The 23,628-nt window shown below is 65.0% G+C and carries 17 protein-coding genes; 5 read left to right on the top strand and 12 right to left on the bottom strand.

What is annotated here, in order from left to right:
- The first annotated feature begins 6 nt into the window (after nucleotides 1-6).
- Complete coding sequence (locus tag ABIB73_RS26560) at nucleotides 7-2,670, top strand: DUF2339 domain-containing protein (RefSeq protein ID WP_354228724.1); 2,664 nt, start codon at nucleotides 7-9, stop codon at nucleotides 2,668-2,670.
- 3 nt (nucleotides 2,671-2,673) lie between these two features.
- Here ABIB73_RS26560 and ABIB73_RS26565 read toward each other — a convergent pair whose 3' ends face one another.
- The 6 genes from ABIB73_RS26565 to ABIB73_RS26590 all read right to left on the bottom strand — a co-directional run bounded on the left by ABIB73_RS26565 (nucleotide 2,674) and on the right by ABIB73_RS26590 (nucleotide 10,025).
- On the bottom strand, nucleotides 2,674-4,362 hold the full coding sequence (locus tag ABIB73_RS26565) for a methyl-accepting chemotaxis protein (RefSeq protein WP_354228726.1): 1,689 nt from the start codon (nucleotides 4,360-4,362) through the stop codon (nucleotides 2,674-2,676).
- 288 nt (nucleotides 4,363-4,650) lie between these two features.
- Nucleotides 4,651-6,393, bottom strand: coding sequence for a methyl-accepting chemotaxis protein (locus tag ABIB73_RS26570; protein ID WP_354228728.1), 1,743 nt, complete (start codon nucleotides 6,391-6,393; stop codon nucleotides 4,651-4,653).
- A 230-nt stretch (nucleotides 6,394-6,623) separates the two neighbouring features.
- On the bottom strand, nucleotides 6,624-6,857 hold the full coding sequence (locus ABIB73_RS26575) for a DUF6894 family protein (RefSeq protein WP_354228730.1): 234 nt from the start codon (nucleotides 6,855-6,857) through the stop codon (nucleotides 6,624-6,626).
- Between the two features lie 163 nt (nucleotides 6,858-7,020).
- Entirely contained in the window at nucleotides 7,021-7,632 is a 612-nt protein-coding gene (locus tag ABIB73_RS26580; RefSeq protein WP_354228732.1) for a hypothetical protein, read from the bottom strand.
- A 112-nt stretch (nucleotides 7,633-7,744) separates the two neighbouring features.
- A complete protein-coding gene (gene acuI, locus ABIB73_RS26585; RefSeq protein WP_354228734.1) occupies nucleotides 7,745-8,731 on the bottom strand; it encodes an acrylyl-CoA reductase (NADPH) in 987 nt (328 codons plus the stop codon).
- A 40-nt stretch (nucleotides 8,732-8,771) separates the two neighbouring features.
- Complete coding sequence (locus tag ABIB73_RS26590; RefSeq protein WP_354228736.1) at nucleotides 8,772-10,025, bottom strand: MFS transporter; 1,254 nt, start codon at nucleotides 10,023-10,025, stop codon at nucleotides 8,772-8,774.
- A gap of 330 nt (nucleotides 10,026-10,355) precedes the next feature.
- On the opposite strand from ABIB73_RS26590, the gene nadA reads away from it, so the two are divergent.
- From nadA to nadC, 3 genes are all read left to right on the top strand, one after another.
- Complete coding sequence (gene nadA, locus ABIB73_RS26595) at nucleotides 10,356-11,459, top strand: quinolinate synthase NadA (RefSeq protein ID WP_354228738.1); 1,104 nt, start codon at nucleotides 10,356-10,358, stop codon at nucleotides 11,457-11,459.
- A gap of 159 nt (nucleotides 11,460-11,618) precedes the next feature.
- The gene (locus ABIB73_RS26600) at nucleotides 11,619-13,226 is read left to right on the top strand and encodes an L-aspartate oxidase (RefSeq protein ID WP_354228740.1); all 1,608 of its coding nucleotides are present in this window, start codon (nucleotides 11,619-11,621) and stop codon (nucleotides 13,224-13,226) included.
- Nucleotides 13,227-13,237: 11 nt separating this feature from the next.
- Complete coding sequence (gene nadC / locus ABIB73_RS26605) at nucleotides 13,238-14,116, top strand: carboxylating nicotinate-nucleotide diphosphorylase (RefSeq protein ID WP_354228742.1); 879 nt, start codon at nucleotides 13,238-13,240, stop codon at nucleotides 14,114-14,116.
- A gap of 119 nt (nucleotides 14,117-14,235) precedes the next feature.
- Here the strand turns inward: nadC and ABIB73_RS26610 are convergent, their stop codons facing one another.
- From ABIB73_RS26610 to ABIB73_RS26620, 3 genes are all read right to left on the bottom strand, one after another.
- Complete coding sequence (locus ABIB73_RS26610) at nucleotides 14,236-15,687, bottom strand: cell wall hydrolase (protein WP_354228744.1); 1,452 nt, start codon at nucleotides 15,685-15,687, stop codon at nucleotides 14,236-14,238.
- 438 nt (nucleotides 15,688-16,125) lie between these two features.
- The gene (ppdK, locus tag ABIB73_RS26615; RefSeq protein WP_354228746.1) at nucleotides 16,126-19,041 is read right to left on the bottom strand and encodes a pyruvate, phosphate dikinase; all 2,916 of its coding nucleotides are present in this window, start codon (nucleotides 19,039-19,041) and stop codon (nucleotides 16,126-16,128) included.
- A gap of 95 nt (nucleotides 19,042-19,136) precedes the next feature.
- Complete coding sequence (locus tag ABIB73_RS26620; protein ID WP_082078741.1) at nucleotides 19,137-19,292, bottom strand: DUF3096 domain-containing protein; 156 nt, start codon at nucleotides 19,290-19,292, stop codon at nucleotides 19,137-19,139.
- A gap of 223 nt (nucleotides 19,293-19,515) precedes the next feature.
- On the opposite strand from ABIB73_RS26620, the gene ABIB73_RS26625 reads away from it, so the two are divergent.
- Nucleotides 19,516-19,863 (top strand): DUF1236 domain-containing protein, encoded by a 348-nt coding sequence (locus ABIB73_RS26625; protein WP_354228748.1) that lies wholly within the window; start codon nucleotides 19,516-19,518, stop codon nucleotides 19,861-19,863.
- A 288-nt stretch (nucleotides 19,864-20,151) separates the two neighbouring features.
- Here ABIB73_RS26625 and glyS read toward each other — a convergent pair whose 3' ends face one another.
- The 3 genes from glyS to ABIB73_RS26640 all read right to left on the bottom strand — a co-directional run bounded on the left by glyS (nucleotide 20,152) and on the right by ABIB73_RS26640 (nucleotide 23,610).
- Entirely contained in the window at nucleotides 20,152-22,251 is a 2,100-nt protein-coding gene (glyS, locus tag ABIB73_RS26630; protein WP_354228750.1) for a glycine--tRNA ligase subunit beta, read from the bottom strand.
- Entirely contained in the window at nucleotides 22,251-23,186 is a 936-nt protein-coding gene (locus tag ABIB73_RS26635; protein ID WP_354228752.1) for a glycine--tRNA ligase subunit alpha, read from the bottom strand. The genes glyS and ABIB73_RS26635 overlap by 1 nt, the downstream gene beginning before the upstream one ends.
- 232 nt (nucleotides 23,187-23,418) lie before the next feature.
- Nucleotides 23,419-23,610, bottom strand: a complete 192-nt coding sequence (locus ABIB73_RS26640; RefSeq protein WP_354228855.1) for a hypothetical protein — start codon at nucleotides 23,608-23,610, stop codon at nucleotides 23,419-23,421.
- Nucleotides 23,611-23,628 lie beyond the last annotated feature (18 nt).

Here is a 23,628-nt window from a genome sequence, read left to right on the forward strand (position 1 = left end):
GGCCTTATGTTCGACGCCCCGTTCGACGTCTTTGCGGTGATGCTTGCGATCGCCGCGTTCCTGATCGCGCTGAAGGCGTCCAACCAGGCGACCGATCTGCGCCGTCGGCTGAGTTCGCTGGAAGCTGCGCTGCACGCACAACGACAGATCCAGCCGCCGCCGCTGATGCCGATGCAGGAGCAGGCGCCTCTAGCGACCACGGCAGAGCCGCCTCCGCTTGTACCCGAAGCCGAGCCGGCGCCGCCGCCGATCGAGACGAGCACAGATAACGTCGTGCCGCCACCAGTGCCGGCCGCAGAGCCCGGTTTCGAAGAGCGGCTCGGCACCCGCTGGGTGGTGTGGATCGGCGGCCTTGCGCTCGCGCTCGGCGGCTTCTTCATGGTGCGCTATTCGATCGAGGCTGGCCTCATCGGCCCCGGCGTGCGCGTGTTCCTCGGCGGCGTGTTCGCGCTGGCGCTGCTTGGTGCCGGCGAATGGACGCGGCGCAAGGAGAGCATTTCCACCATCCAGGCGCTGCCGATCGCCAACATCCCCGCGATCCTCACCGCGGCAGGAACGGCGGTGGCGTTTGCGACCATCTATGCTGCCTACGCGCTCTACGGTTTCCTCGTGCCCGCCACCGCCTTCGTGCTGCTCGGCCTTGTCGCACTTGGCACGCTTGCGGCAGCGCTCTTGCACGGTCCCGCGCTTGCCGGCCTCGGCGTGGTCGGCGCCTTCGTGACGCCGGTCCTGGTCTCCAGTGGCAGGCCGGATTACTGGGCGCTGTACGTCTATCTCGCGGTCGTCACCGCCGCGAGCTTCGGCCTCGCCCGGATCCGGCTGTGGCGCTGGCTCGCGGTGACCACGATCGTCTTCGCCGTGCTCTGGATCTTCCCGGGTCTCGATATCGGTGACTTGCAGGTCGCGCCGCACGCCTTCCATGTGATCGCAGGTTTCGTGCTCGCCGCTCTCCTCGTCGTCTGTGGCTTCATGTTCGGCCCCACGATTGAAGATGGCCAGATCGAGCCGGTGTCGTCGAACGCGCTCGGCGCCTATGTGTTCGGCGCCATGCTGATCGTGCTGTCGAGCGCGCATACTGACCTCTCGCTGATCGCTTTCACGCTTCTCGTGGCGGCGACGCTGGTTATGGCCTGGCGTGCCCCTGCGGCAACCGGCGCACTGGGGGCGGCCGCGGTAACCGTCTTCATCGTCTTCGCCGAATGGGCCGTGCGCGCCAATCCCGACATGCTGGTGCTGCCGGGCGGGCCCATCCCCGGCATCGGACCGGCCGCGACAGACAGTGCTGTGACACTGCATCTGCTGATGGCGGCGATCTTCGCGGCCGGCTTCGGCATCGCCGGGTTCCTCGCGCAGGGCCGTTCGAACTCGGCGATCATCCCGGTGGTGTGGTCGGCGACAGCGGTCGCCACGCCCGTCGCAATCCTGGTTGCGCTCTACGCGCGCATCACCCATCTCGACCGCTCGATCCCGTTCGCGATCCTCGCGGTGCTGCTCGCGGCCGCCTTCGGGGCGGCGACCGAAGCTCTCACCCGGCGCGAGACCCGCCCGGGGGTTGCTATCTCCACCGCGCTGTTCGCCACCGGCACGCTCGGCGCGCTGGCACTGGCGCTGACCTTTGCCCTGGAGAAGGGCTGGCTCACCATTGCGCTGGCGCTGATGTCGCTCGGCACCGCCTGGATCTCGATGCAGCGGCCGATCCCGGTCCTGCGCCGGCTCGCCGCCATCTTCGCAGCGATCGTCACCGCGCGCATCGCCTATGATCCCCGCATCGTCGGCGACGCGATCGGCACGACGCCGATCTTCAACTGGCTGCTGTGGGGCTATGGCCTGCCGGCGCTGTCATTCTGGACGGCGAGCATCTTCCTGCGCCGCCGCGGCGACGACGCCCCGCTGCGCGTGGTGGAATCGGCCGCGATCCTGTTCACCGCGCTGCTCGCTTTCATGGAGATCCGCCATCTCGCGACCGACGGCCGCATGACCTCGCCGCCGTCGCTGCTCGAATGCGCGCTCCAGGTCTGCGTGATGCTGGCGATAGCGATCGGGTTGGAACGGCTGCGGCTGCGGAGCCGCAGCATCGTGCACAATGTCGGCGCGGTCGTTCTGACGGCGATCGCCGGGCTGATCAGCGTGTTCGGCCTCTTCATCCTGGAGAACCCGCTGCTGTGGCGCATCGACGTCGGCGGCGCCGTGTTCAACCTGCTGCTGCTCGGCTATGCGCTGCCAGCGGTGCTGATGCTGCTGTTGTCCTATGCGGTGGTAGGCGAGCGGGGCAAGGCCTATGCCAACACCATCGCGAGCGGCGCGCTCCTGTTCGCGCTGGCTTTCGTCACGCTGGAGATCCGCCGCTTCTATCACGGGCCGATCCTCTCCAGCGGCGAGACAACCGGCGCCGAGCAATACACCTATTCGATCGGCTGGCTCGCCTTCGGTGTGGTGCTGCTCGGCATCGGCATCCTGGTCAATTCCGAGCGCGCGCGGCTGGCATCGGCCGTGGTCATCGCGCTGACGATCCTGAAAGCCTTCGTCATCGACATGTCGACGCTGACCGGCATCTATCGCGCGCTGTCGTTCATGTGCCTTGGCATCGTGCTGGTCGCGATCGGCTGGCTCTATCAGCGCATCCTGTTCCGGCGGCAGGTGCCGCCGCCGGCTCCGCAGACAAGCGCGTAACGATCAGGCCGCGCGGACCGATTCCAGGAACTGCGCGACCTCGACCTTCAGCCGCGTGCTGTCGCTAGCGAGCGATTTCGCCGCCGACAGCACCTGGGTCGAGGCCGAGCCGGTCTCGATCGCGCCGCGCTGCACGTCGGTGATGTTCATCGAGACCTCCTGTGTGCCGACCGAGGCCTGCTGCACGTTGCGCGAGATCTCCTGTGTGGCCGCGCCCTGCTCTTCGACGGCGGCAGCGATGGCGGCGGACACCTCGGACAGCCTCTCGATGGTGCCGCCGATCTCCTGGATCGCGCTGACGGATTCACCGGTGGCGGCCTGGATGCCTGCGACCTGCGCCCCGATCTCGCCGGTGGCTTTCGCAGTCTGCTCGGCCAGCGCCTTGACCTCGGCGGCAACGACGGCGAAGCCGCGGCCGGCTTCGCCCGCACGCGCCGCCTCGATGGTCGCGTTCAGCGCCAGCAAATTGGTCTGCCCCGCGATCGTGTTGATGAGCTCGACGACGTCGCCGATGCGGGATGCCGCCAGCGACAAAGCGTTGACGCGCTCGTTGGTCCGCCCGGCCTGCTCGACGGCTTCCGCAGCCATCCGTGCCGAATCCTGCACCCGGCGGCTGATCTCGGTGATGGAGGACGACAGCTCTTCCGAAGCCGACGCCACCGCCTGGACGTTGGTGGAGGCCTCCTCCGACGCCGCGGCAACCACCGTCGCAAGCTCCTGACCGCGCTGTGCGGTGCTGGTCAACGTGCTCGCGGACGCCTCGAGTTCGGTCGAAGCCGAAGAGACGGTTCCGACGACTTCGCCGATCATGGCTTCGAACTTGCGCGTAATGGCATCGACGCGGCGACCGCGCTCGATCTTGGCTTCGGCATCGGCCGCAGCGGCCGCGTCGGCGGCCCTCTTGGCGATCAGCGCCTCCTTGAAGATCTGGAGCGCATCCGCCATCGAGCCGATCTCGGTCTTCTCGCCGCGATGCGGCACCTCGGCCGAGAGGTCGCCCTCGCCGAGCGCCTGCATCGGACGGATGATTGAAGCAATACCACGAGAAACGTCGCGCACGAGATAATAGGCGGCGCCGATCGCGATCACGACCGCAGCCACGATGATCACGACGAGCACGCGGAAGATGGAAGCGTAGCTGTCGGCGGCCTGCTTCGTCTCCGTTTCGGCACCCCGGTTGTTGATGTCGATACCCTTCAAGAGCAGCGGATCGGCGGCTTGCGCCATCTTCGCGACCTTGGTCTGGAGCATCTCGTTGGCATCGGTCGGGAAGCGGCCAGGGCTTTTGCGCGACAGCGCCATCACATCCTGCACGCCGTTCAGGTATTCGGCCCATGCCTTGACCCACTGCTCGTAAATCGAGCGCTCTTCCGACGAAGTGATCAGGGGCTCGTAGACCTTGCGCGTCCGCTCGATGCGCTCGCGCAGCGAGGCAAGACGCTTCTCTGCAGCGTCCTTGCCTTCGACGGTGTCCTGCATCAGGTGCAGACGGAGCGCGACGCGCAGCTCGTTGACGTCTGCGCGGATCGAGCCGAGGGCACGCACACCCGGCAGCCAGCTCTGCGCGATCTCGACGGTGTGAGAATTGATGTTCTGCATGGTGGTGATCGCCATCACGCCGACGCCGGCGAGAGACAGCACGAGGACCGACAAGACGGTCAGAATCTTGAAGACGATCGACAACTTCGACATCACAATGAATCCCGATGATACCTGGCAACGCACAAGTCACCTGCGCCGCGACCGTCGCAACGGACGGCAGGGCGGAAGTCATTCCAACAATGCTGGCTGGTTCTTGTCCGGTAAGATTGCGCTCATAATCGCAAACAGCCGTTAACAGGAACCTACGTAAAACTACGGGCGCGACCCCGTTTGCGTTTTTCTTTGCAACCACCTGTTGCAGCCGCAGCGATATCTCGTAGAGCCGCACCATCGCACGGCGTTCGCGAAATGCAGCATCCGAACGGACGGCCCGCGCCGTCACGCTGCCCGCACCGAGTCGAGGAACCTGCCGACCTCGAGCTTGAGGCGATCGCTGTCACCCGACAGCATCTGCGCGGCGGACAGGACTTGCGAGGAGGCGGATCCGGTCTCGCTCGCACCGCGCTGCACGTCGGCGATGTTGGACGACACCTGCTCGGTACCCTGGGCGGCCTGCGCCACGTTGCGGGAGATTTCCTGCGTGGCCGCGCCCTGCTCCTCGACGGCGGCTGCGATGGTCGAGGAGATCTCCGACAGTTTCTCGATGGTGCCGCTGATGTCCTTGATCGCTCCGACCGACTGCTCGGTCGCGGTCTGGATGCTGGCAATCTGCTGCCCAATCTCACCGGTCGCCTTCGCGGTCTGCTCGGCGAGCGCCTTGACCTCGGAGGCAACGACGGCGAAACCGCGGCCAGCTTCTCCGGCACGCGCCGCTTCGATCGTGGCATTGAGCGCCAGCAGGTTGGTCTGGCCGGCGATGGTGTTGATCAGTTCGACAACGTTGCCGATCCGCGTCGCCGCCATGGACAACTCGCTGACGCGCTCGGTGGTGATGCGGGCCTGGCCGACGGCTTCCCTCGCCACGCGCGCGGATTCCTGCACCTGCCGGCTGATCTCGGTGATCGAGGACGACAGCTCCTCTGTCGCCGACGCCACCGATTGCACGTTGGTGGAGGCTTCTTCTGAGGCGGCCGCGACCATCGTCGTGAGTTTCTGCGTGCGCTCCGCGGTCGAGGTGAGCGTGGTGGCGGACGCTTCGAGCTCGGTCGAGGCCGATGACACGGTACCGACGATCTCGCCAACGGCGCCTTCAAAGCTGTCGGCAAGCTTGCGCATTTCCACCTTGCGCTGCTCGGACGCGATCTGGTCCTGCCGCATCTTGGCTCCCGCTTCCTCGCGCACCTTCTGCTCGGACACGATCTTGAATTTCTCGACGGCTCCGGCGACCTCGCCGACCTCGTCCTTGCGGCCGAGACCCGGCAGCACCACGGAGAAATCGCCGCCGGCGAGCTTATCCATCGCCAGCGTCAACGCCCGCATCGGCCGCGCGATGCTGAAGACGGAGAAGATGCACGCACCGATCAGGACCATCGCGACCATCACGCCAGTGACGAGCGACGTGCGCGCAACCGACGCAGCCTCCGCTTCCGCTGCGGCACGAGTCTCGACACTCCTTTGCTTGGCAAAGTTGGTGATGTCGTTGGCTAGCTCGGAGATCTCTTCGTTGATCGGAGCGAGTGTTTCCTTGCGGATGCGGTCGACCTCGGCCACCAGCTTTGCGAGCTGCGCCGCCGCTTCGCCGTCCTTCTTCGCGTCGAGCACGAGCTCCTGCTTGCGGATCGTCTCGATCTGCTGCTCTCCCTTCTGAAAGTTGCCGATCAGCACGGTCAGCCGATCGATCCGCTTGCGGTTCTCCGGCGAATGCGAGAGCTTTGCCATTTCATCCGAGAACTTCAGGGCCGCCGTCTGGCGGTCGTTGAAATAGGTTACGGCCTTCTGCATCTCGGCCGGCGATGAGGACGTCAGGATGTCGCGAATGCCGATCTGCATCCCGCGGACCGACGCCTTCGCTTCCGCAGCGTTTTGCGCGATCGATTGCTGTCCGGATGCCCCATTGCTGAGCTTCTGGACCTCCACATCACCGCTCATCTGGAGAAAGATCATCAGCGCGACGAGGCCGATGGTCAGTGCCGAGGTAATGGCGAGTTTGGTGCCAATTCGCAGATTCTGAATGAACATCATCAAAGCATTTCCCAGGATACGAACTGGCGCGGCGAAGCGCGTAAACAGCCTGGGCAGGCTAACCGGCATGTTCCTCATTAACGTTAAGTGCTGAGGCTGCGGCGTTGGTAGAAATACGGGAAACGCTGCTCAAATCACGCGACTTGCACACTTTTCACGCGCAGCCGAGCCACGACTCGCGAATTTGCAATTGTCCTGTTCGTTAACGCCACCCGCCGCTGGCAGCCGCGTCAGCGCACCGTCTCGCCGACCAGACTGATGCGGAATACCGGTTTCTTGTTTTCGTCGAGCAGCTCCATGCTCCACTCGGCGTTCGGCTTCAAATTGCGTGCGATGCTGCCGAGAAAATTGGCGCACACCTCGGTCATCTCGGTCCAGGCGGCGGAGCGATCCTCGAATTCGTACGGCTGATCGGCGGCGCCGGAATAGCGGCCGGTGCTGATGCGGAAGAAATACAGCGACATCGTTGAACCCTTGTGTAGGGCCGCGCCCCCGGCCGTCACGCAAGCTGGGGCGCCAGTCGCTACCAAGGCATGAAAGCCGCCGTCCGTATGACTACGGCGCGGCGGCTTCGTGCTCGATAATGTCTTCAACGACAAAGTGCGCGAAGAGTGGCGCGCGGCCGGTTCACTGGGTCGAGCGGCGCAATTCCAGCGGGCCCTCGATCTTGACGGGCTCGGACTTGGCTTCGGACTTGGCTTCGGACTTCACCGGTTCGATCCGGCTGCTCTCGACACGCGGCGTCTCGACGCGCGCTGCGACCTCGGTGCTGGATGAGTTGACCGAACCGGTCTGCTCCGGCGCACGCAGCGAGCGCGGACGCGCGACAGCGCGCGCCATCAGCATCTGGTTGCCGCCCTGGTGGTGGAAGTCGCAATAGGCGAAGCCCATGCCCGACACCGAGCCGCGGAAGCTGCGATCGTCGGTCTTTTCAAGGTTGAAACAGGGCTCGAACGGAATGCCCTTGATCGAGGCGCAGACGTTCTGGCCGCGGATCTGGAGCGTGTTGCCGGGCAGCCGGAGATGGCGCACCGGACCCGCACCGGAGAACTGCACGGCGCCGGCGGCGCCGAGATCATCGAGGATACGGCCTGCGCCGCGGGTGCCGTCGAAACAGGTGAAGGCGAACACCTTGCCGGCAACGAAGCGGCGCGCCTCATCGGCGTTCATGCTTCCGGCAATGGCCGGCGCAAACGTCACGGCCGCCGTGACAGCCCCCAACACAATACGCGCAAGCATGCTCTACTCCGAACCAAACCCGCAGCGGGCGATGCCGTATCTCTTTACCCGCTGCTTACCATACTAACCATGGCGACATTGAAGCAGCTTGGTTGGTAAAGTCTGAACGCCGTTAGACAATTTTTACCACGATGCGGCCACGGACCTGGCCGGCGAGGATTTTCGCGCCCCATTCGGGAACTTCGGCGAGCGGAATTTCCTGAGTTATTTCAGATAGTTTCGTCCGATCCAAATCGGATGCCAGGCGCTGCCAGGCGGCCTTCCGGGGTTCGATCGGGCACATCACGGAATCGATGCCGAGAAGGCACACCCCGCGCAAAATGAACGGGGCAACCGAGGACGGCAGGTCCATGCCGGCCGCGAGACCGCAGGCGGCGATCGCGCCGCCATATTTCGTCATCGACAGCAGGTTGGCGAGCGTGGTCGAGCCGACGCTGTCGACGCCACCGGCCCAGCGCTCCTTGGCGAGCGGCTTGCCCGGCGCCGACAATTCGTTGCGGTCGATGACTTCAGCTGCACCGATCTCCTTCAGGTAGTCGGCCTCGGATGCGCGGCCGGTCGAGGCGATGACGTGGTAGCCAAGCTTCGAGAGCACCGCGGTCGCGACCGAGCCGACGCCGCCGGCCGCGCCGGTCACCACCACGGGGCCGCTTTTCGGCGACAGGCCGTGTTTCTCGAGCGCCAGCACCGAGAGCATCGCGGTGAAGCCCGCGGTGCCGATCGCCATGGCGTCGCGCGCCGACAGGCCCTGCGGCAAAGCGACCAGCCAGTCGCCGTTCACCCGCGCCTTCTCGGCATAGGCGCCGAGATGGGTCTCACCCATGCCCCAGCCGGTGCAGACGACCTTGTCGCCCGCCTTCCATTGCGGATGGGAGGACTGCTCGACCGTGCCGGCGAAATCGATGCCGGCGATCATCGGGAAGCGACGCACCACCGGCGCTTTGCCGGTGAGCGCAAGGCCGTCCTTGTAGTTCAGCGTCGACCATTCCACGCTGACGGTGACATCGCCTTCCATCAGCTCGGCTTCGTCGAACTGCGTGATCGCGGCGGTCGTGCTCTTGTCCACCTTGTCGATCCGGATCGCCTTGAATGTGGCCACGACTGAACTCCCTGACTTGTTTCAGGGGATGTTTAGCCGATCAGGCAGGCTGCGCAACCGCTCTACAGACCGGTTTCTCCACGATCGGAAGATTGATCAGCGCCGAGAGCACGCCGAACAGGATCGAGAGCCACCAGATCGGCGTGTAGGAACCGAACCGCTCGAACACGATGCCACCGAGCCAGACACCGAGGAAGCCGCCGACCTGATGGCTGACGAAGGCGAAGCCATACAGCGTCGCGAACCAGCGCGTGCCGAACATCAGCGCCACCAGCGCCGAGGTCGGCGGCACTGTCGACAGCCAGGTCAGGCCGGAGATCGCGCCAAACGCGATCGCCGAGAACGGGGTGATCGGGAACGAGATGAAGGCGAGCGTCGCAAGCGCGCGCGTAAAATAGATGGTCGAGAGAATGTAGCGCTTGGGCAGCGAGTTCTGGAGATAGCCGACGCTCAGCGAGCCCATGATGTTGAACAGACCGATCGCCGCGATCACCCAGCCGCCGGTTTGCGTCGAGATGCCGCGGTCGACCAGGAAGGCCGGCAGATGCACCGTGATGAACGCGAGCTGGAAGCCGCAGGTGAAGAAGCCGAGCACCAGCAGCACGTAGGAGCGATGACTAAACGCCTCGGCGAGCGCCTTGGTGAAGGTCTGCTCGTCCGCCGGTGCCTTGCTTGCGGAGCTTTCTACCGCCGGCGTCGACAGCGCCAGCGCCAGCGGGATGATCAGCAGCATCAGGAAGCCGAACACGGTGAGCGCCTGCTGCCAGCCGAAATTGTCGATCAGTGCGACGCCGATCGGCGCGAACAGGAACTGGCCGAACGAGCCCGCCGCGGTGCCGGCACCGAGCGCAAGGCCGCGCTTCTCGGCCGGCAGCAGCTTGCTGAACGCCGACAGCACCAGATTGAACGAGCAGCCGGCGAGGCCAAAGCCGACCATCACGCCCGCGCCAAAATTGAGCGACAGCGGCGTCGAGGAATAGCGCATCAGCAACAGACCGCCGGCATAGAGCAGCGCGCCGACGCACATCACCCGGAACAGGCCGAAGCGATCGGCGATCGCGCCGGCGAGTGGCTGACCCAGTCCCCACAGCAAATTCTGAAAGGCGATGGCGAGGCCAAACACGTCACGGCCCCAGGCGTATTCATGGCTCATCGGCTGCACGAAGAAGCCGAGCGCCGAGCGCGGGCCGAAACCGAGCATGGCGATCGCGCAGCCGCAGAGGATGATGACCGCCGGGGTGCGCCAGTTGGAGGATCGTGAGACCGCACCGAGCTCGCGCGCTTGTGTCGACATCGAATTCCTCACCTGTCGTTAGCGGATCCGCAAACAGGCCACCGCCAGTCCAGCCGTTTAATGCAACTGCATGAAAATCCAAAGCCAAAAATGATTGCGTTCTACGAAGAGCTGCCGCGGGAGCATTGCGTTTCACCGAGGCCTCGAACGGACGCCGACTTAACGAGAATGTGTGTGGCCATACCTAGCGGCGCTCCAAAAGGCGTGTTATCTTAGATCTACTCAGAGTGAGCATATTAGAGCGATGAAATGTGCCCGGCCCCACGGCCGGATTTCTCGGGCTCTATATATACTCATCTTGAGTATATATAACTTACACGGGAGGCTTCGATGCCGATCACTGGAATTTACGGCCCTGACGACTTTGCCAATCGGCCGCCGAGCGAAACCACCTCCGCCCACGTTGCGCCCGCGCCAACGGGCCCCGCATTGCCGATGCCGTTGCTGGAATGGACGCCGGAGGTCGAGCAGGCCACCGCGTCTCTTTACGAGCGCGTGAAACACGTGATCCCGCCGATCGAGTGGCCGCTGATGGCACCGACCATCAAGGCGATCAACGAGCTCAAGAGGGCGCGCAACGCCGTGATCCTCGCCCATAATTACCAGGCGCCGGAGATATTTCACTGCGTCGCCGACATCGGCGGCGATTCGCTTCAGCTCGCGGTCGAGGCCACCAAGGTGAAAGCCGATGTCATCGTACAGTGCGGCGTGCACTTCATGGCGGAGACCTCGAAGCTGCTCAATCCGGACAAGACGGTGCTGATCCCGGACTCACGCGCGGGCTGCTCGCTCGCAGCCAGCATCACCGGCGCGGACGTCCGGCTGCTCCGCGAAAAATTTCCCGGCGTGCCTGTGGTGGCCTATGTCAATACGTCCGCGGAGGTGAAGGCCGAGGTCGACATCTGCTGCACATCGTCGAACGCGGTGCAGGTGGTCGAGAGCCTCAACGCGCCAAGCGTGATCTTCCTGCCCGACCGCTATCTGGCGAGCTACGTCGCCTCGAAAACCGACGTGAAGATCATCGCCTGGAAGGGCGCCTGCGAGGTGCACGAGCGCTTCACCGGCGCGGAGCTGCGCAGCTATCGCGAGGCCGATCCGTCCGTGCAGATCATCGCGCATCCGGAATGCCCGCCGGACGTGCTGGCGGAAGCCGATTTTACCGGCTCGACCGCGCACATGATCAACTGGGTACGCGCGAAACGACCGCGGCGGCTGGTCATGATCACGGAATGCTCGATGGCCGACAACGTGCGCGCCGAACTTCCGGACGTCGAGATGCTGCGCCCCTGCAATCTCTGCCCGCACATGAAGCGCATCACGCTCGCCAACATTCTGGAGAGCCTGCTGACGCTTGGTGAGGAGGTGACGATCGATCCCGAGCTTGCGGTGCGCGCGCGGCGATCGGTCGAGCGGATGATCAATTTGAAGAACTAGCAACAAACAATGCTGCCGTCCCGGCGAAGGCCGGGACCCATAACCACCGGAAGGCGTGGTTGCGAAGAACGACGTTGAACAGCTCCGCGCAACAACTCCCGCTGCGGAGTATGGGTCCCGGCCTTCGCCGGGACGACAGTTGAGAGCTTGGAGAGATCCATGACAAACAACATCCACAACCTCACCCGCAGCACCGACGACGTCGTCATCGTCGGGGGCGGCCTTGCCGGACTGTTTTGCGCGCTCAAGCTCGCACCGCGCCCGGTGACGCTGATCTCGGCGGCGCCGCTCGGACAGGGCGCATCATCCGCATGGGCGCAAGGCGGCATCGCCGCCGCCGTGGCCGAAGGCGACAGTCCCGAGGCGCATGCCGCCGACACCATCGCCGTCGGCGGCGGTATCGTCGACGAAACGGTTGCGCTTGGGATCGCGCGCGAGGCCGCACCGCGGATTCATGATCTGCTGGCTTACGGCGTGCCGTTCGACCGCGACCTCGAAGGCAAGCTTGCTGTCGGGCGCGAGGCCGCGCATTCGGCGCGGCGTATCGTGCATGTGCGGGGCGACGGGGCAGGTGCCGCAATCATCGCGGCGCTGAGCGAGGCCGTGCGCCGCACGCCGTCGATCCGCCTGATCGAAGGTTTTGTCGCCGAAGCTCTCCTCACCGAGAACGGCGCCGTCACCGGCCTTCAGTTGCGCGAGGCCGGCAGTTTCCTGGCGAGGCCGATGATGATCGCCTCGCGCGCGGTGGTGCTCGCAACCGGCGGCATCGGTCATCTCTATGCGGTCACCACCAATCCGGCCGAGGCGAGCGGATCAGGCCTTGCGATTGCGGCCCGCGCCGGCGCGGTGATTGCCGATCCGGAGTTCGTGCAGTTTCATCCGACCGCCATCATGGCCGGACGCGATCCGGCGCCGCTCGCGACCGAGGCACTGCGCGGCGAAGGCGCGACGCTGATCAATGGCAATGGCGAACGCTTCATGACCGCGTGCCACCCACTTGCCGAGCTTGCGCCGCGCGACATCGTCGCCCGCGCCGTGTTCGCCGAGATCGTGGCCGGGCGCGGCGCATTCCTCGATGCGCGGCAGGCACTTGGGTCGCGCTTCGCCGAAAAATTCCCGACGGTGCATGCAAGCTGCATCGCTGCCGGGATCGATCCCGCCAAGCAACCGATCCCGATCGCGCCGGCCGCCCACTATCACATGGGCGGCATCGCGGCCGACGCGCGCGGCCGCAGCTCGATCGACGGGCTCTGGGCCGGCGGTGAAGTGTCGTCCACCGGCGCGCACGGCGCCAACCGGCTCGCGTCGAACTCGCTGCTCGAGGCCGTGGTCTATGCCGCGCGCATCGCCGACGACATCGCCGGCCGCGCCATTCCCTCGCCTGCCCGGCTTCCCGACATACTGGTGACGCCGCGCGGCGGCGCGCTGGATGCAGCGGTTGTGAAGCGGCTGCGGGCGATGATGAGCGCGTGTGTCGGCGTGATCCGAGACGCCGATGGTCTCGCAGACGCCGTGCGCAGCTTTGCGACACTCGAACGCGAGGCAACGAGCATTGCGCTACGCAACATGGCGACAGCAGCCCTGCTGGTGGCCGCCTCGGCATGGACACGACGCGAGAGCCGCGGCGCGCATTTCCGCTCCGACCATCCGGCGGACATGCCTGTGCTGATGCAACGAACCATGACCACGCTCGCAGCAGCGCACGAGGTCGCAGAAAGCCTCACCGAACACCCGCTGCCGCGCAGCGCCCAAGCCATGATCGCCTGACGGAGCCTTCCATGATCACCCCGACCTCACTGCTCAATCCCGACGCCTTCCTCTCTCCGCTTGCGATCGACGAGGCCGTGCACCGCGCGCTCGACGAGGATCTCGGCCGCGCCGGCGATATCACCTCGTTTGCGACGATTCCCGAAGCAACGAAGGCGCAGGCGATCCTCGTCGCGCGTCAGTCCGGCGTGATCGCCGGATTACCCCTGGCGCTGGCGACCTTGCACAAGCTCTCGCCCGACATCGAGGTGCGCGCGCATGTCCGCGATGCCGCGTACGTTGCCCGTGGGCAGCACGTGCTGACGATCTCCGGCCCGGCCCGCGCCATCCTCACGGCGGAGCGAACCGCACTGAATTTCGTCGGCCGCCTGTCGGGTATCGCGACGCTTACGGCCGACTACGTTCGCCGGACCGAAGGCACCAAGATGCGCATCTGCTGCACGCGCAAGACCACGCCGGGATTGCGTGCTTTGGAGAAATACGCGGTGCGCTGCGGCGGCGGCTTCAACCATCGCTTTGGCCTCGACGACGCGATCCTGATCAAGGACAACCACATCGCAGTCGCCGGCGGCATCCGCCCGGTGCTGGAGCGCGCCCGCGCCCATGTCGGACATCTCGTCAAGATCGAGATCGAGGTCGATACGCTTGGACAACTGCGCGAGGCGCTCAACACCGGACTCGCCGAGGCCGTGCTGCTCGACAACATGGATATCGCGACGCTACGCGAGGCGGTGAGGATGGCGGAAGGCCGCGTCGCGCTGGAGGCGTCCGGCGGCATCACGCTCGAGTCGATCGCGGCCATCGCGGCGACCGGCGTCGACTACGCCTCATCCGGCGCACTGACGCATTCGGCCCCGAATTTCGACTGCGCGCTGGATATCGAGGCGTGAGGCGAGCTCCCGTCTCCGTCATGGCCGGGCTTGTCCCGGCCATCCACGCCTTGCCACTCGGTGCGAAGAACGTGGATGCCCGGGACAAGCCCGGGCACGACGAACTCTTGTGAAGTAAACTACCGTCGTTCGCTCACGCCCATCTCGGCGGAGCTCTTGGCTTCCTGGGCGAGTTCGGCTGAAAGCGCGGCGGTCTGCGCCGGCGTGCCCCAGCTCGGTTCCTCGTCGCCGTCGCCCCAGGCGCGTGGCCGGTAGAATGTGTGGACGCCGAACTTGTACGTCTTCTTCATCTCGGCGACCCAGGACGGACGCACCCAATAGGCGTGGTAATGCGTGGACTTGCCGACTTCGGGCAGCCAGATCTGGCCGTCGAGCATCGCCTTGGAGATCTTCTTGGCGCGCTCCCACATCTCGGGCTCGCGGATCACGTCGGGATTGTTGTCGCAGGCAAAGGTGAACTGGCAGGCGAGGTGGCGATACTTGTTCTGATAGACCACGCCGCACACCGTGTCCGGATATTTGCCGGAGAACACGCGGTTCATCACCACCTGCGCGACCGCGATCTGGCCGCGCACGGCCTCGCCGCGGGACTCGAAGTAGATGGCTTCGGCGAGGCACTTTTCCGATTTCACGCGTGACTTGTCGTCCAGCGCCAACCGCTCCGCCGGCGACTTGGCGCGCTGGTTGTCGGCGTTGACCTCACCCTTCGGCGCGACGCTCTCGCCGCTTTCGATGTCCCTTGCAACATCCTCCGATGGCGGCGACAGCGAGGCCGTCACCTTCATGTCGGGATCGGCCATCACGATCAGTGGCTCGGCGCCGGGCTGCCAGCTTTCGATGCTCTCGAGATTGCCGCCGAGCGAGGAACTGCCGAAGAACAGGTTCGAGGTCTTCACGCTGAAGGGATCGCGTGGCGGCGCGATCGCCGCTTGCTTCAGCGCGTCGAGCGGCTGGGCCGCAAAGGACAGCGCATTGTCGTCGGCCTTCGGCGGATTGGCATATTGCGGCAATGGCGGCGCGCGCATCGCCTCCTGGAGCTCGGGATCGAGCGCCGCCGCGGACTCCGGCGACATCGCGTGCGGCAGTGTGACGGTCTTGGCGCCGAATACCGAGCCGTTGGAGGTTGTGGGATCTTGCTGCGCGGGGGCCGCGGACGGAGCAGCCATTTCCGGGGCCGGCGCGGGCGTCGCGGTGGCGAGGCGATCACCCTTCAGCGCGCGGTCGACCTTGGGGAAATCGGCGGCCTGGTAGCGCGGCGGCGCCTGGAGCGCCGGATTGCTGCGGGTCAAGGCGCCGGTGACGTCGCGACCATCAAGGTTCGCGAGACGAACCATCGCGCTCTGCGGCACTGACGTTCCAATCGGCCGGGAAAAACTGTAAGTGGCGAGCTGTATGGAGGACGCCGCAGAAAATACCTGCTTCTGCCAGCGCTCGGCGACGCCGGGTTGGCGCGCCAGCAAGGAGGCAATGTCCTGATAGCCGGTCTCTCTCGGCATCAATGCGAAGATGCAGAGACCGATTCCGAAGGACGCGAACCGCGCGCCCTTCGGATGGTTACGCAACACAAACATCGATACGCTCACGCTACGCTTACGCCAGGAAAATCGAGCCGCAGTACATCCGTGCAATTCGATCTTTATCGTGAGTATCTAATTTAGGTTGCCGGGGCGTTAATCGGCGTTGCGCGCGCAGCACACTCAAGCGGTCTCAGGTGTTTTCACGGGGTGATTGTGCGCGTTGGTAAATGCCGCCTCACGTGACGCGGTAAACATCTGGTCAACGCGAATGGTGAAGGAACTCTTGATGGCGCGTATCATTACGGGACGCGCGCGGTTCCCACTGTCGCGAGAAGCGCTTCCACACCACAGCTGTCATGCCCCGCGAGGGCGGGGTCAAGCCGGGCGATGACAGTGAGTGTGTGGCGCTCGCCGATGTGGATGCGGTGTCGCTCAAAACAAAAGAGGCGGGGTTTGGCCCCGCCTCTCTCAATTCAAAACCGAACCCTTCGCTTACGCCTGGCTCGCGACCGCCTTGCCGAGTGCGGCCTGCGCGGCGGCGAGGCGGGCGATCGGCACGCGGTATGGCGAGCAGGAGACGTAGTCGAGACCGATCGTGTGGCAGAAGGCGACGGAGGCGGGATCGCCGCCATGCTCGCCGCAGATGCCGACCTTGAGCGAGGCGCGCGTCTTGCGGCCGCGCGCGACGCCAATCTTGACGAGCTCGCCGACGCCTTCCTGGTCGAGTGCGACGAAGGGATCGATCGGGAGGATGCCCTTGGACACGTAGGTCCCGAGGAAGCTCGCGGCATCGTCACGGCTGATGCCGTAGGTCGTCTGCGTCAGATCGTTGGTGCCGAAGGAGAAGAACTCGGCGCTCTCGGCGATCTCGGCCGCGAGCAGACAGGCGCGCGGCAGTTCGATCATGGTGCCGACCTGATAGACGAGCTTGCTGTTGGTGTCGCGCATCACGGCTTTCGCGGTGGCGTCGATGCGCGCCTTGACGAGGTCGAGCTCCATCTTGGTTGCAATCAGCGGCACCATCACCTCGAGGCCCACCGCTTTGCCGGTGCGCTTCTCGGCTTCGACCGCAGCCTCAAAAATCGCCCGCGCCTGCATCTCGGCGATCTCTGGATACGCGATCGCGATGCGGCAGCCGCGGAAGCCGAGCATCGGATTGAACTCCGAGAGCTCGCGCGCACGGTCGGCCAGGCGCCGCGGGTCAGTGTTCATGGCCCGCGCCACTTCCTCGACCTCGGCATGGGTGTGCGGCAGGAACTCGTGCAGCGGCGGATCAAGCAGGCGGATCGTGACGGGCAGGCCCTTCATGATCTCGAACAGCTCGACGAAGTCGGCGCGCTGCATCGGCAGCAATTTTGCCAACGCAGCCCGACGCGACTGCTCGTCTTCGGAGAGGATCATCTCGCGCACCGTGCGGATGCGCGTCTCCTCGAAGAACATGTGCTCGGTGCGGCAGAGACCGATGCCTTCCGCGCCGAACTTGATCGCGGTGCGCGCGTCCTCCGGCGTGTCCGCATTGACGCGGACGCCGATCTTGCGGACCTGGTCGGCCCAGTTCATCAGCGTGCCGAACTCGCCGGAAAGCTCCGGCTCGATCATCGGCATGCGGCCGGCCAGAACCTGGCCGAGCGAGCCGTCGATGGTGATGACGTCGCCGGCCTTGAAGGTGCGCGAACCGATGCTCATGGTGCCGCGGCCGTAATCGACGCGGATGGTGCCGCAGCCGGAGACGCAGGGCTTGCCCATGCCGCGCGCCACCACGGCGGCGTGCGAAGTCATGCCGCCACGGGTCGTCAGGATGCCTTCGGCGGCATGCATGCCGTGGATGTCTTCGGGGCTGGTCTCGATGCGGACCAGGATGACCTTGCGGCCGTCGCCCTGAAGCTTGGCCGCCTCGTCCGAGGAGAACACGATCTCGCCGGAGGCAGCACCCGGCGAGGCCGGCAGGCCAGTCGCGATCACGTCGCGCTTGGCGTCCGGATCGATGGTCGGATGCAGCAGCTGATCGAGCGAGGCCGGATCGATCCGCGTCACCGCTTCCTTCTTCGAGATCAGGCCTTCATTGGCGAGTTCGATCGCGATGCGCAGCGCCGCCTTGGCGGTACGCTTGCCGCCGCGGGTCTGGAGCATCCAGAGCTTGCCCTGCTCGACCGTGAACTCCATGTCCTGCATGTCACGGTAGTGCTTCTCGAGCAGCGTATAGATCCGCGTCAGCTCCTTGAAGGCCTCCGGCATCGCCGATTCCATCGACGCCTTGTCGGAGCCCGATTCCTTCCGCGCATCCTCGGTGATGTCCTGCGGCGTGCGAATGCCCGCCACCACGTCCTCGCCCTGCGCGTTGATCAGGAACTCGCCGTAGAGCTTGCTCTCGCCGGTCGAGGGGTTGCGCGTGAAGGCAACGCCGGTCGCCGATGTCTCGCCCATGTTGCCGAACACCATGGCCTGCACGTTGACCGCCGTGCCCCAGGATTCCGGAATGTCGTGCAGCTTGCGGTAGGTCACCGCGCGCGCGTTCATCCAGGATGAGAACACCGCACCAATCGCGCCCCACAGCTGGTCGTGCGGATCCTGCGGAAAATCCTTGCCCGTTTCGCGCGCGACTGCGTCCTTGTACTTGCCGACCAGATCGACCCAGTCCTCGGCCGACAGATCGGTATCGAGCGTATAGCCCTGGCTGTCCTTGAAGGTGTCGAGGATTTCCTCGAAGTGATGATGCTCGAAGCCGAGCACCACGTCGGAATACATGGTGATGAAGCGGCGATAGCTGTCATAGGCGAAGCGGCGGTCGCCCGACAGCTCCGACAATGCTTCAACGGTCTCGTCGTTGAGGCCGAGATTGAGCACGGTGTCCATCATGCCCGGCATCGAGGCGCGCGCGCCGGAGCGCACGGAGACCAGCAGCGGATTCCTGGTGTCGCCGAACACCTTGCCGGTCAACTTGCCGACATAGTCCAGCGCCTTCTCAACCTGCGACTGCAACTCCTTCGGATAGTTCTTGTCGTGCGCGTAGAAGTAGGTGCAGACCGAGGTCGGGATGGTGAAGCCCGGAGGCACCGGCAGGCCGAGATTGGCCATTTCCGCGAGGTTGGCGCCCTTGCCGCCGAGCAGGTCGCGCATCTCCGACCGGCCCTCGGCCTTGCCGTCACCGAACGTGAAGACCCACTTGCCGGCCTTGACCGCGGCAGGCGCCGCCTTGGTCGGTGCTGCCTTGATTGGTGCGGTCTTCGCGGCAACCTTCGGCGCGAGAGGCTTGGTCACAGCCTTCGCGGCGGGCTTGGCAGCCGGCTTGGCCACCGGCTTCGGGGCGCTCTTGGGGAGTGCCTTGCGGGCCGCCGGCGCGGCCTTCGCCTTGGCGGAAGACTTTGATTTCGCTGGGAGTTTCTTAGGCTTCGAGGCGGCTTTGGCCATAGCTTGCACACAACCTGCGAGAGGGACGGGAATTGCGGGCCTTACACCACTTTGGGCAGGCCCGCGCAAGTCGAACAGTTCCGGAAAATGAAGGCCTAGAGATGGAGCCACCTCAACAATCCGAGCCCGATCGCACCATTGATGATGAGAAAGATCGCAACGATCAGGTTGAGAAGGCGCGGCATGATCAGGATGAGCACACCCGCGATCAGCGACAGGATCGGTGAAATGTGGGCGACGGTGAGATGCATGAAAAGTCTTCCTGTGGCGTGAGGCGAATCGCGGGCGGATCATAGCGGACCGGGTTCCGCTGGTAGAGACGCAGTAGGGCCGGCGCGAGTTCCCGGCTTCGCAAAAACTGCCCGAAATTGCCGCGAATGTGGCCGCGCATTTCCCGGAACATTGCCAAGTCGCATGCATTGGCAACCGGTCGCGCCACTGGCGCCGGCTGAAATCATTTCGAAGGAGTTGCCCATGCGGAACAGGATTCTCGCCCTCGCAGCGCTTGGCATCGCGCTCGGCCCGCCGATCGCGGCGTCTGCGCAATCCACGGTTGGACGCGCGCCCGCCGTCGTCGACAGCGGCCCGACCATCGCGGTCGAACAGCGGCCGGCCTTCCGCGACTATGTGGTCGAACAACGTGTGCCAGCCTTCAGCATTCCGGATCGCGTGGTGGTCGGCGCCACCTTACCCGAGACCGGCGTCACCTATTATGACGTGCCGCAACGTTTCGGCGCCACGACCTATCGCTACACCGTCGTGAACGGTGAAACCGTGCTGGTCGAGCCGCGCTCGCGGCGCATCGTCGAGGTGATGGACTAGCTTCTTGTTTGGACGCGTTTTCTTCACGCGAACCGGTACCCACTTCGCTTGAAAACGCTCTGCACAACTCGATGTCCGGCGCGTCAATCAGGCTGACGCGCATCGCGTAGTCGGACATCAGGCCCCGCCCGGTCTTCCCCCCGCCGGGCGGGGCTTTTTTCTCTCGTGTCGCGGGCAAGCGCAGCGCAGACCCGGGACCCAGAAGCCGCGTGCACGGAGCGTGGGCCCCGGCTCAGCTGCGCATCACGCCGCGAAGGGCGGCGCACTGCGCAGCATCCGGGCACGAGATCAGTCCTGGATCTTCGAAAAATCCGCGACCGCACGCGTGGCGCTGCGGATTTCGTTGAGCAGCTTCAGGCGGTTCTCGCGCACCTCAAGGTCGTCATCGTTGACGCGAACTTTTTCGAAGAACGCATCGACCGGTGGACGCAGCTTAGCCATCGCGCTCATGGCGACGGCGAAATCTTCCTTCGCGACGGCGGCACTTGCTTCCACCTTCACCTCGCCGATCGCCTTGGCCAGCGCCTTCTCCTCGCCAAGGCTGTAGAGCGCAGCATCCGGCGCGCCGTCGAACATGCGCTTGTCCTTCTTCTCCTCGATGCCAAGGATGTTGCTCGCACGCTTGATGCCGGCGAGCAGGTTCTTGCCGTCGTCGCTCTCGAGGAACTTTCCGAGCGCCTCGACGCGGCGGACGATCATCAGGAGATCGTCCTGGCCGCCGAGTGCGAACACGGCGTCGACGAGATCGTGCCGCGCGCCCTGCTCACGGAGCTGGACCTTGAGGCGGTCTGCGAAGAAGGCGAGCAGATCGCTTGGAATTTTCTGCGCGTCGGTCGACTTCACCGACAAGCCAGCGAGTCCGGACGCAGCTAACTTCATGAGCGACAGCCGAAGCGCGTTCTCGGCAATCAGACGGATCACACCCAACGCGGCACGACGCAGCGCATACGGGTCCTTGCTGCCCGTCGGCTTCTCATCAATCGCCCAAAAGCCAACCAATGTATCGAGCTTGTCCGCGAGCGCCACCGCGACGCTGACTGGATCGGTCGGCACGCGATCGGCAGGCCCTTGCGGCTTGTAGTGCTCCTCGCAGGCGGCAGCGACGGAAGCATCCTCGCCCTGGGCCAGCGCGTAGTACTTGCCCATCAGGCCCTGCACCTCGGGGAATTCGCCGACGACTTCGGTCAGCAGATCCGCCTTCGCAAGATGCGCGGCGCGCGTGGCCTTGGCGACGTCGGCACCGACCAGCGGCGCGATCTCCGCTGCAAGGCGCTCGATGCGCTTGATGCGCTCGGCCTGCGTCCCAAGCTTCTCGTGAAACACGATCTGCTCGAACTTCGGCAGCCGATCCTCGAGCTTGGTCTTGAGGTCCGTCTCGTAGAAGAACTTTGCATCCGATAACCGCGGGCGGATCACGCGTTCGTTGCCGGCGACGATGGTCTTGCCGCCGTCGGGCGCCTCGATATTGGCGGTGAGCACGAACTTGTTGGTCAGTTTGCTCGTCTTGGAATCCCTAACGACGAAGCACTTCTGGTTGTTGCGAATGGTGGCGCGGATCACCTCGTCCGGGATCGCGAGATATTCTCTCTCGAACGATCCCATCATGACGACCGGCCATTCGACGAGGCCCGACACCTCGTCCAGCAGCACCTGGTCCTCGACCAGTTCAAGGCCTTGCGCGAACGCCAGCTCCTTGGCGTCGGCGAGAATGATGTCCTTGCGCGCCTGCGGATCCAGAATGACCTTGGCGGCCTTCAGCTTGGCTTCGTAGTCCTCGAACCTGCGCACTTGAATAGCAGCCGGCGCCATGAAGCGATGGCCGTAGGTGGTCTGGCCGGTCTCGATGCCGTCGATCGCAAATGTCACGACGTCGGGCTCTTCGGTTTCGATGCCGAAGGTCGCGGTGATCGCGTGCAGCGGACGCACCCAGTTCAGCGAGCCCGGTTTGCCGGAACGCGCGCCCCAGCGCATCGATTTCGGCCAAGGGAAGGTGCGAATGATCACCGGCAGGATTTCGGCGAGCACCTCGATCGCCGGGCGGCCCGGCTTTTCGATCAGCGCGATGTAGAAATCGCCCTTCGGATCGCGCTGGATCTTGGCTTCGTCGAGGGATTGCAAACCTGTCGCTTTCAGGAAGCCCTGCACGGCCGCATCGGCCGCGCCGATTTTCGGTCCGCGGCGTTCGGTCCTCAGGTCAGGCTGGCGCGCGGGAATGCCGTGCACGGTCAGCGCGAGGCGGCGCGGCGTCGCGAACGCCTTGGCGCCTTCGTAGACGAGGCCTTCGGCAACGAGCTTGTCGGTGACCATGCGGCGCAGATCGTCGGCCGCCTTCGCCTGCATGCGCGCGGGGATTTCTTCCGAAAACAGTTCAAGCAGCAATTCGGGCATCAGGCCGCTCCACCGGCTTCGGTGTGCACCCAGGCTTCGCCGCAGGCTTTTGCCAGTTCACGCACGCGCAAAATGTAGCTCTGCCGCTCCGTCACCGAGATCACGCCGCGCGCATCGAGCAGGTTGAAGACATGGCTCGCCTTGATGCACTGGTCATAGGCCGGCAGCGCCATCAGATGCGCCTCGCGCTTGCCGTCCTTCCAGCCTGCTTCGAGATATTTCCTGCAGGCCGCTTCCGCCATCTTGAACTGCTCGAACAGCATCGCGGTGTCAGCGACTTCGAAGTTGTGCCGCGAATATTCCCGCTCGGCTTGCAGGAACACATCGCCATAGGTGACCTTGGCGTCGCCGTCGCGGCCGTTGAAGTTGAGGTCGTAGACGCGATCGACGCCCTGCACATACATCGCGAGGCGTTCGAGCCCGTAGGTGAGTTCGCCCGCGACCGGCGCGCATTCGACACCCGCGACCTGCTGGAAATAGGTGAACTGGCTGACTTCCATGCCGTCGCACCAGCACTCCCAGCCGAGGCCCCAGGCGCCGAGTGTCGGGCTCTCCCAGTCGTCCTCGACGAAGCGGATGTCGTGGATGGCGGAATCGATGCCGATCGCGGCGAGTGACTTCAGGTACAGCTCCTGAAGATTCGGCGGCGACGGCTTCATGATCACCTGGAACTGGTAGTAGTGCTGCATCCGGTTCGGGTTCTCGCCGTAGCGGCCGTCCTTGGGCCGGCGCGAGGGCTGCACATAGGCGGCGTTCCAGGGCTTCGGCCCGAGCGCGCGGAGCGTGGTCGCCGGATGAAAGGTGCCCGCGCCCATCTCCATGTCGTAGGGCTGCAGGATGACGCAGCCCTGCTCGGCCCAGAATCGCTGGAGCGCGAGAATAAAGCCCTGGAACGAGCGTTCCGGGCGCATATGGGCGGGCAATGAGGCGTCCATCGTCAGATCGGGCTCTCGCGGGGGGTTTTGAATCGCGCGGGACCGTATCGACGGCGGGGATGGGAATCAAGGCAAAGGGGGCGGATTCGGGCCAAATGGCCATCGTCCGGGGACGATGCGGTAGGGTGGGCAAAGGCGCGTCAGCGCCGTGCCCACCATCTTTCCGAAACTGAAAGGCCGGTGGTGGGCACGCTTCGCTTTGCCCACCCTACGGCAGCGGTTTGTGGGGCGGCTAACCCGGCCGGTAGGCTCCGGTCACGGGGTCACGCTTCAGGGTCTGGATGTCCCCCATATGGGCGGCCTCGGCGACGCGCGAGAGGCGCATCTCCTCCAGCTCCTGGTTGATCCGGAGTGCGGTCTTGTAGGCCCAGCGGACCACGGCAAGCCCGCCCAAGACGCCCGCGAATGCGACGAACGGCGGCATCGGTCGTTCCTTGTTCAC

This window comes from Bradyrhizobium sp. F1.4.3 (genome assembly GCF_040548375.1).
In the GTDB taxonomy this organism is placed as follows: Bacteria; Pseudomonadota; Alphaproteobacteria; order Rhizobiales; family Xanthobacteraceae; genus Bradyrhizobium.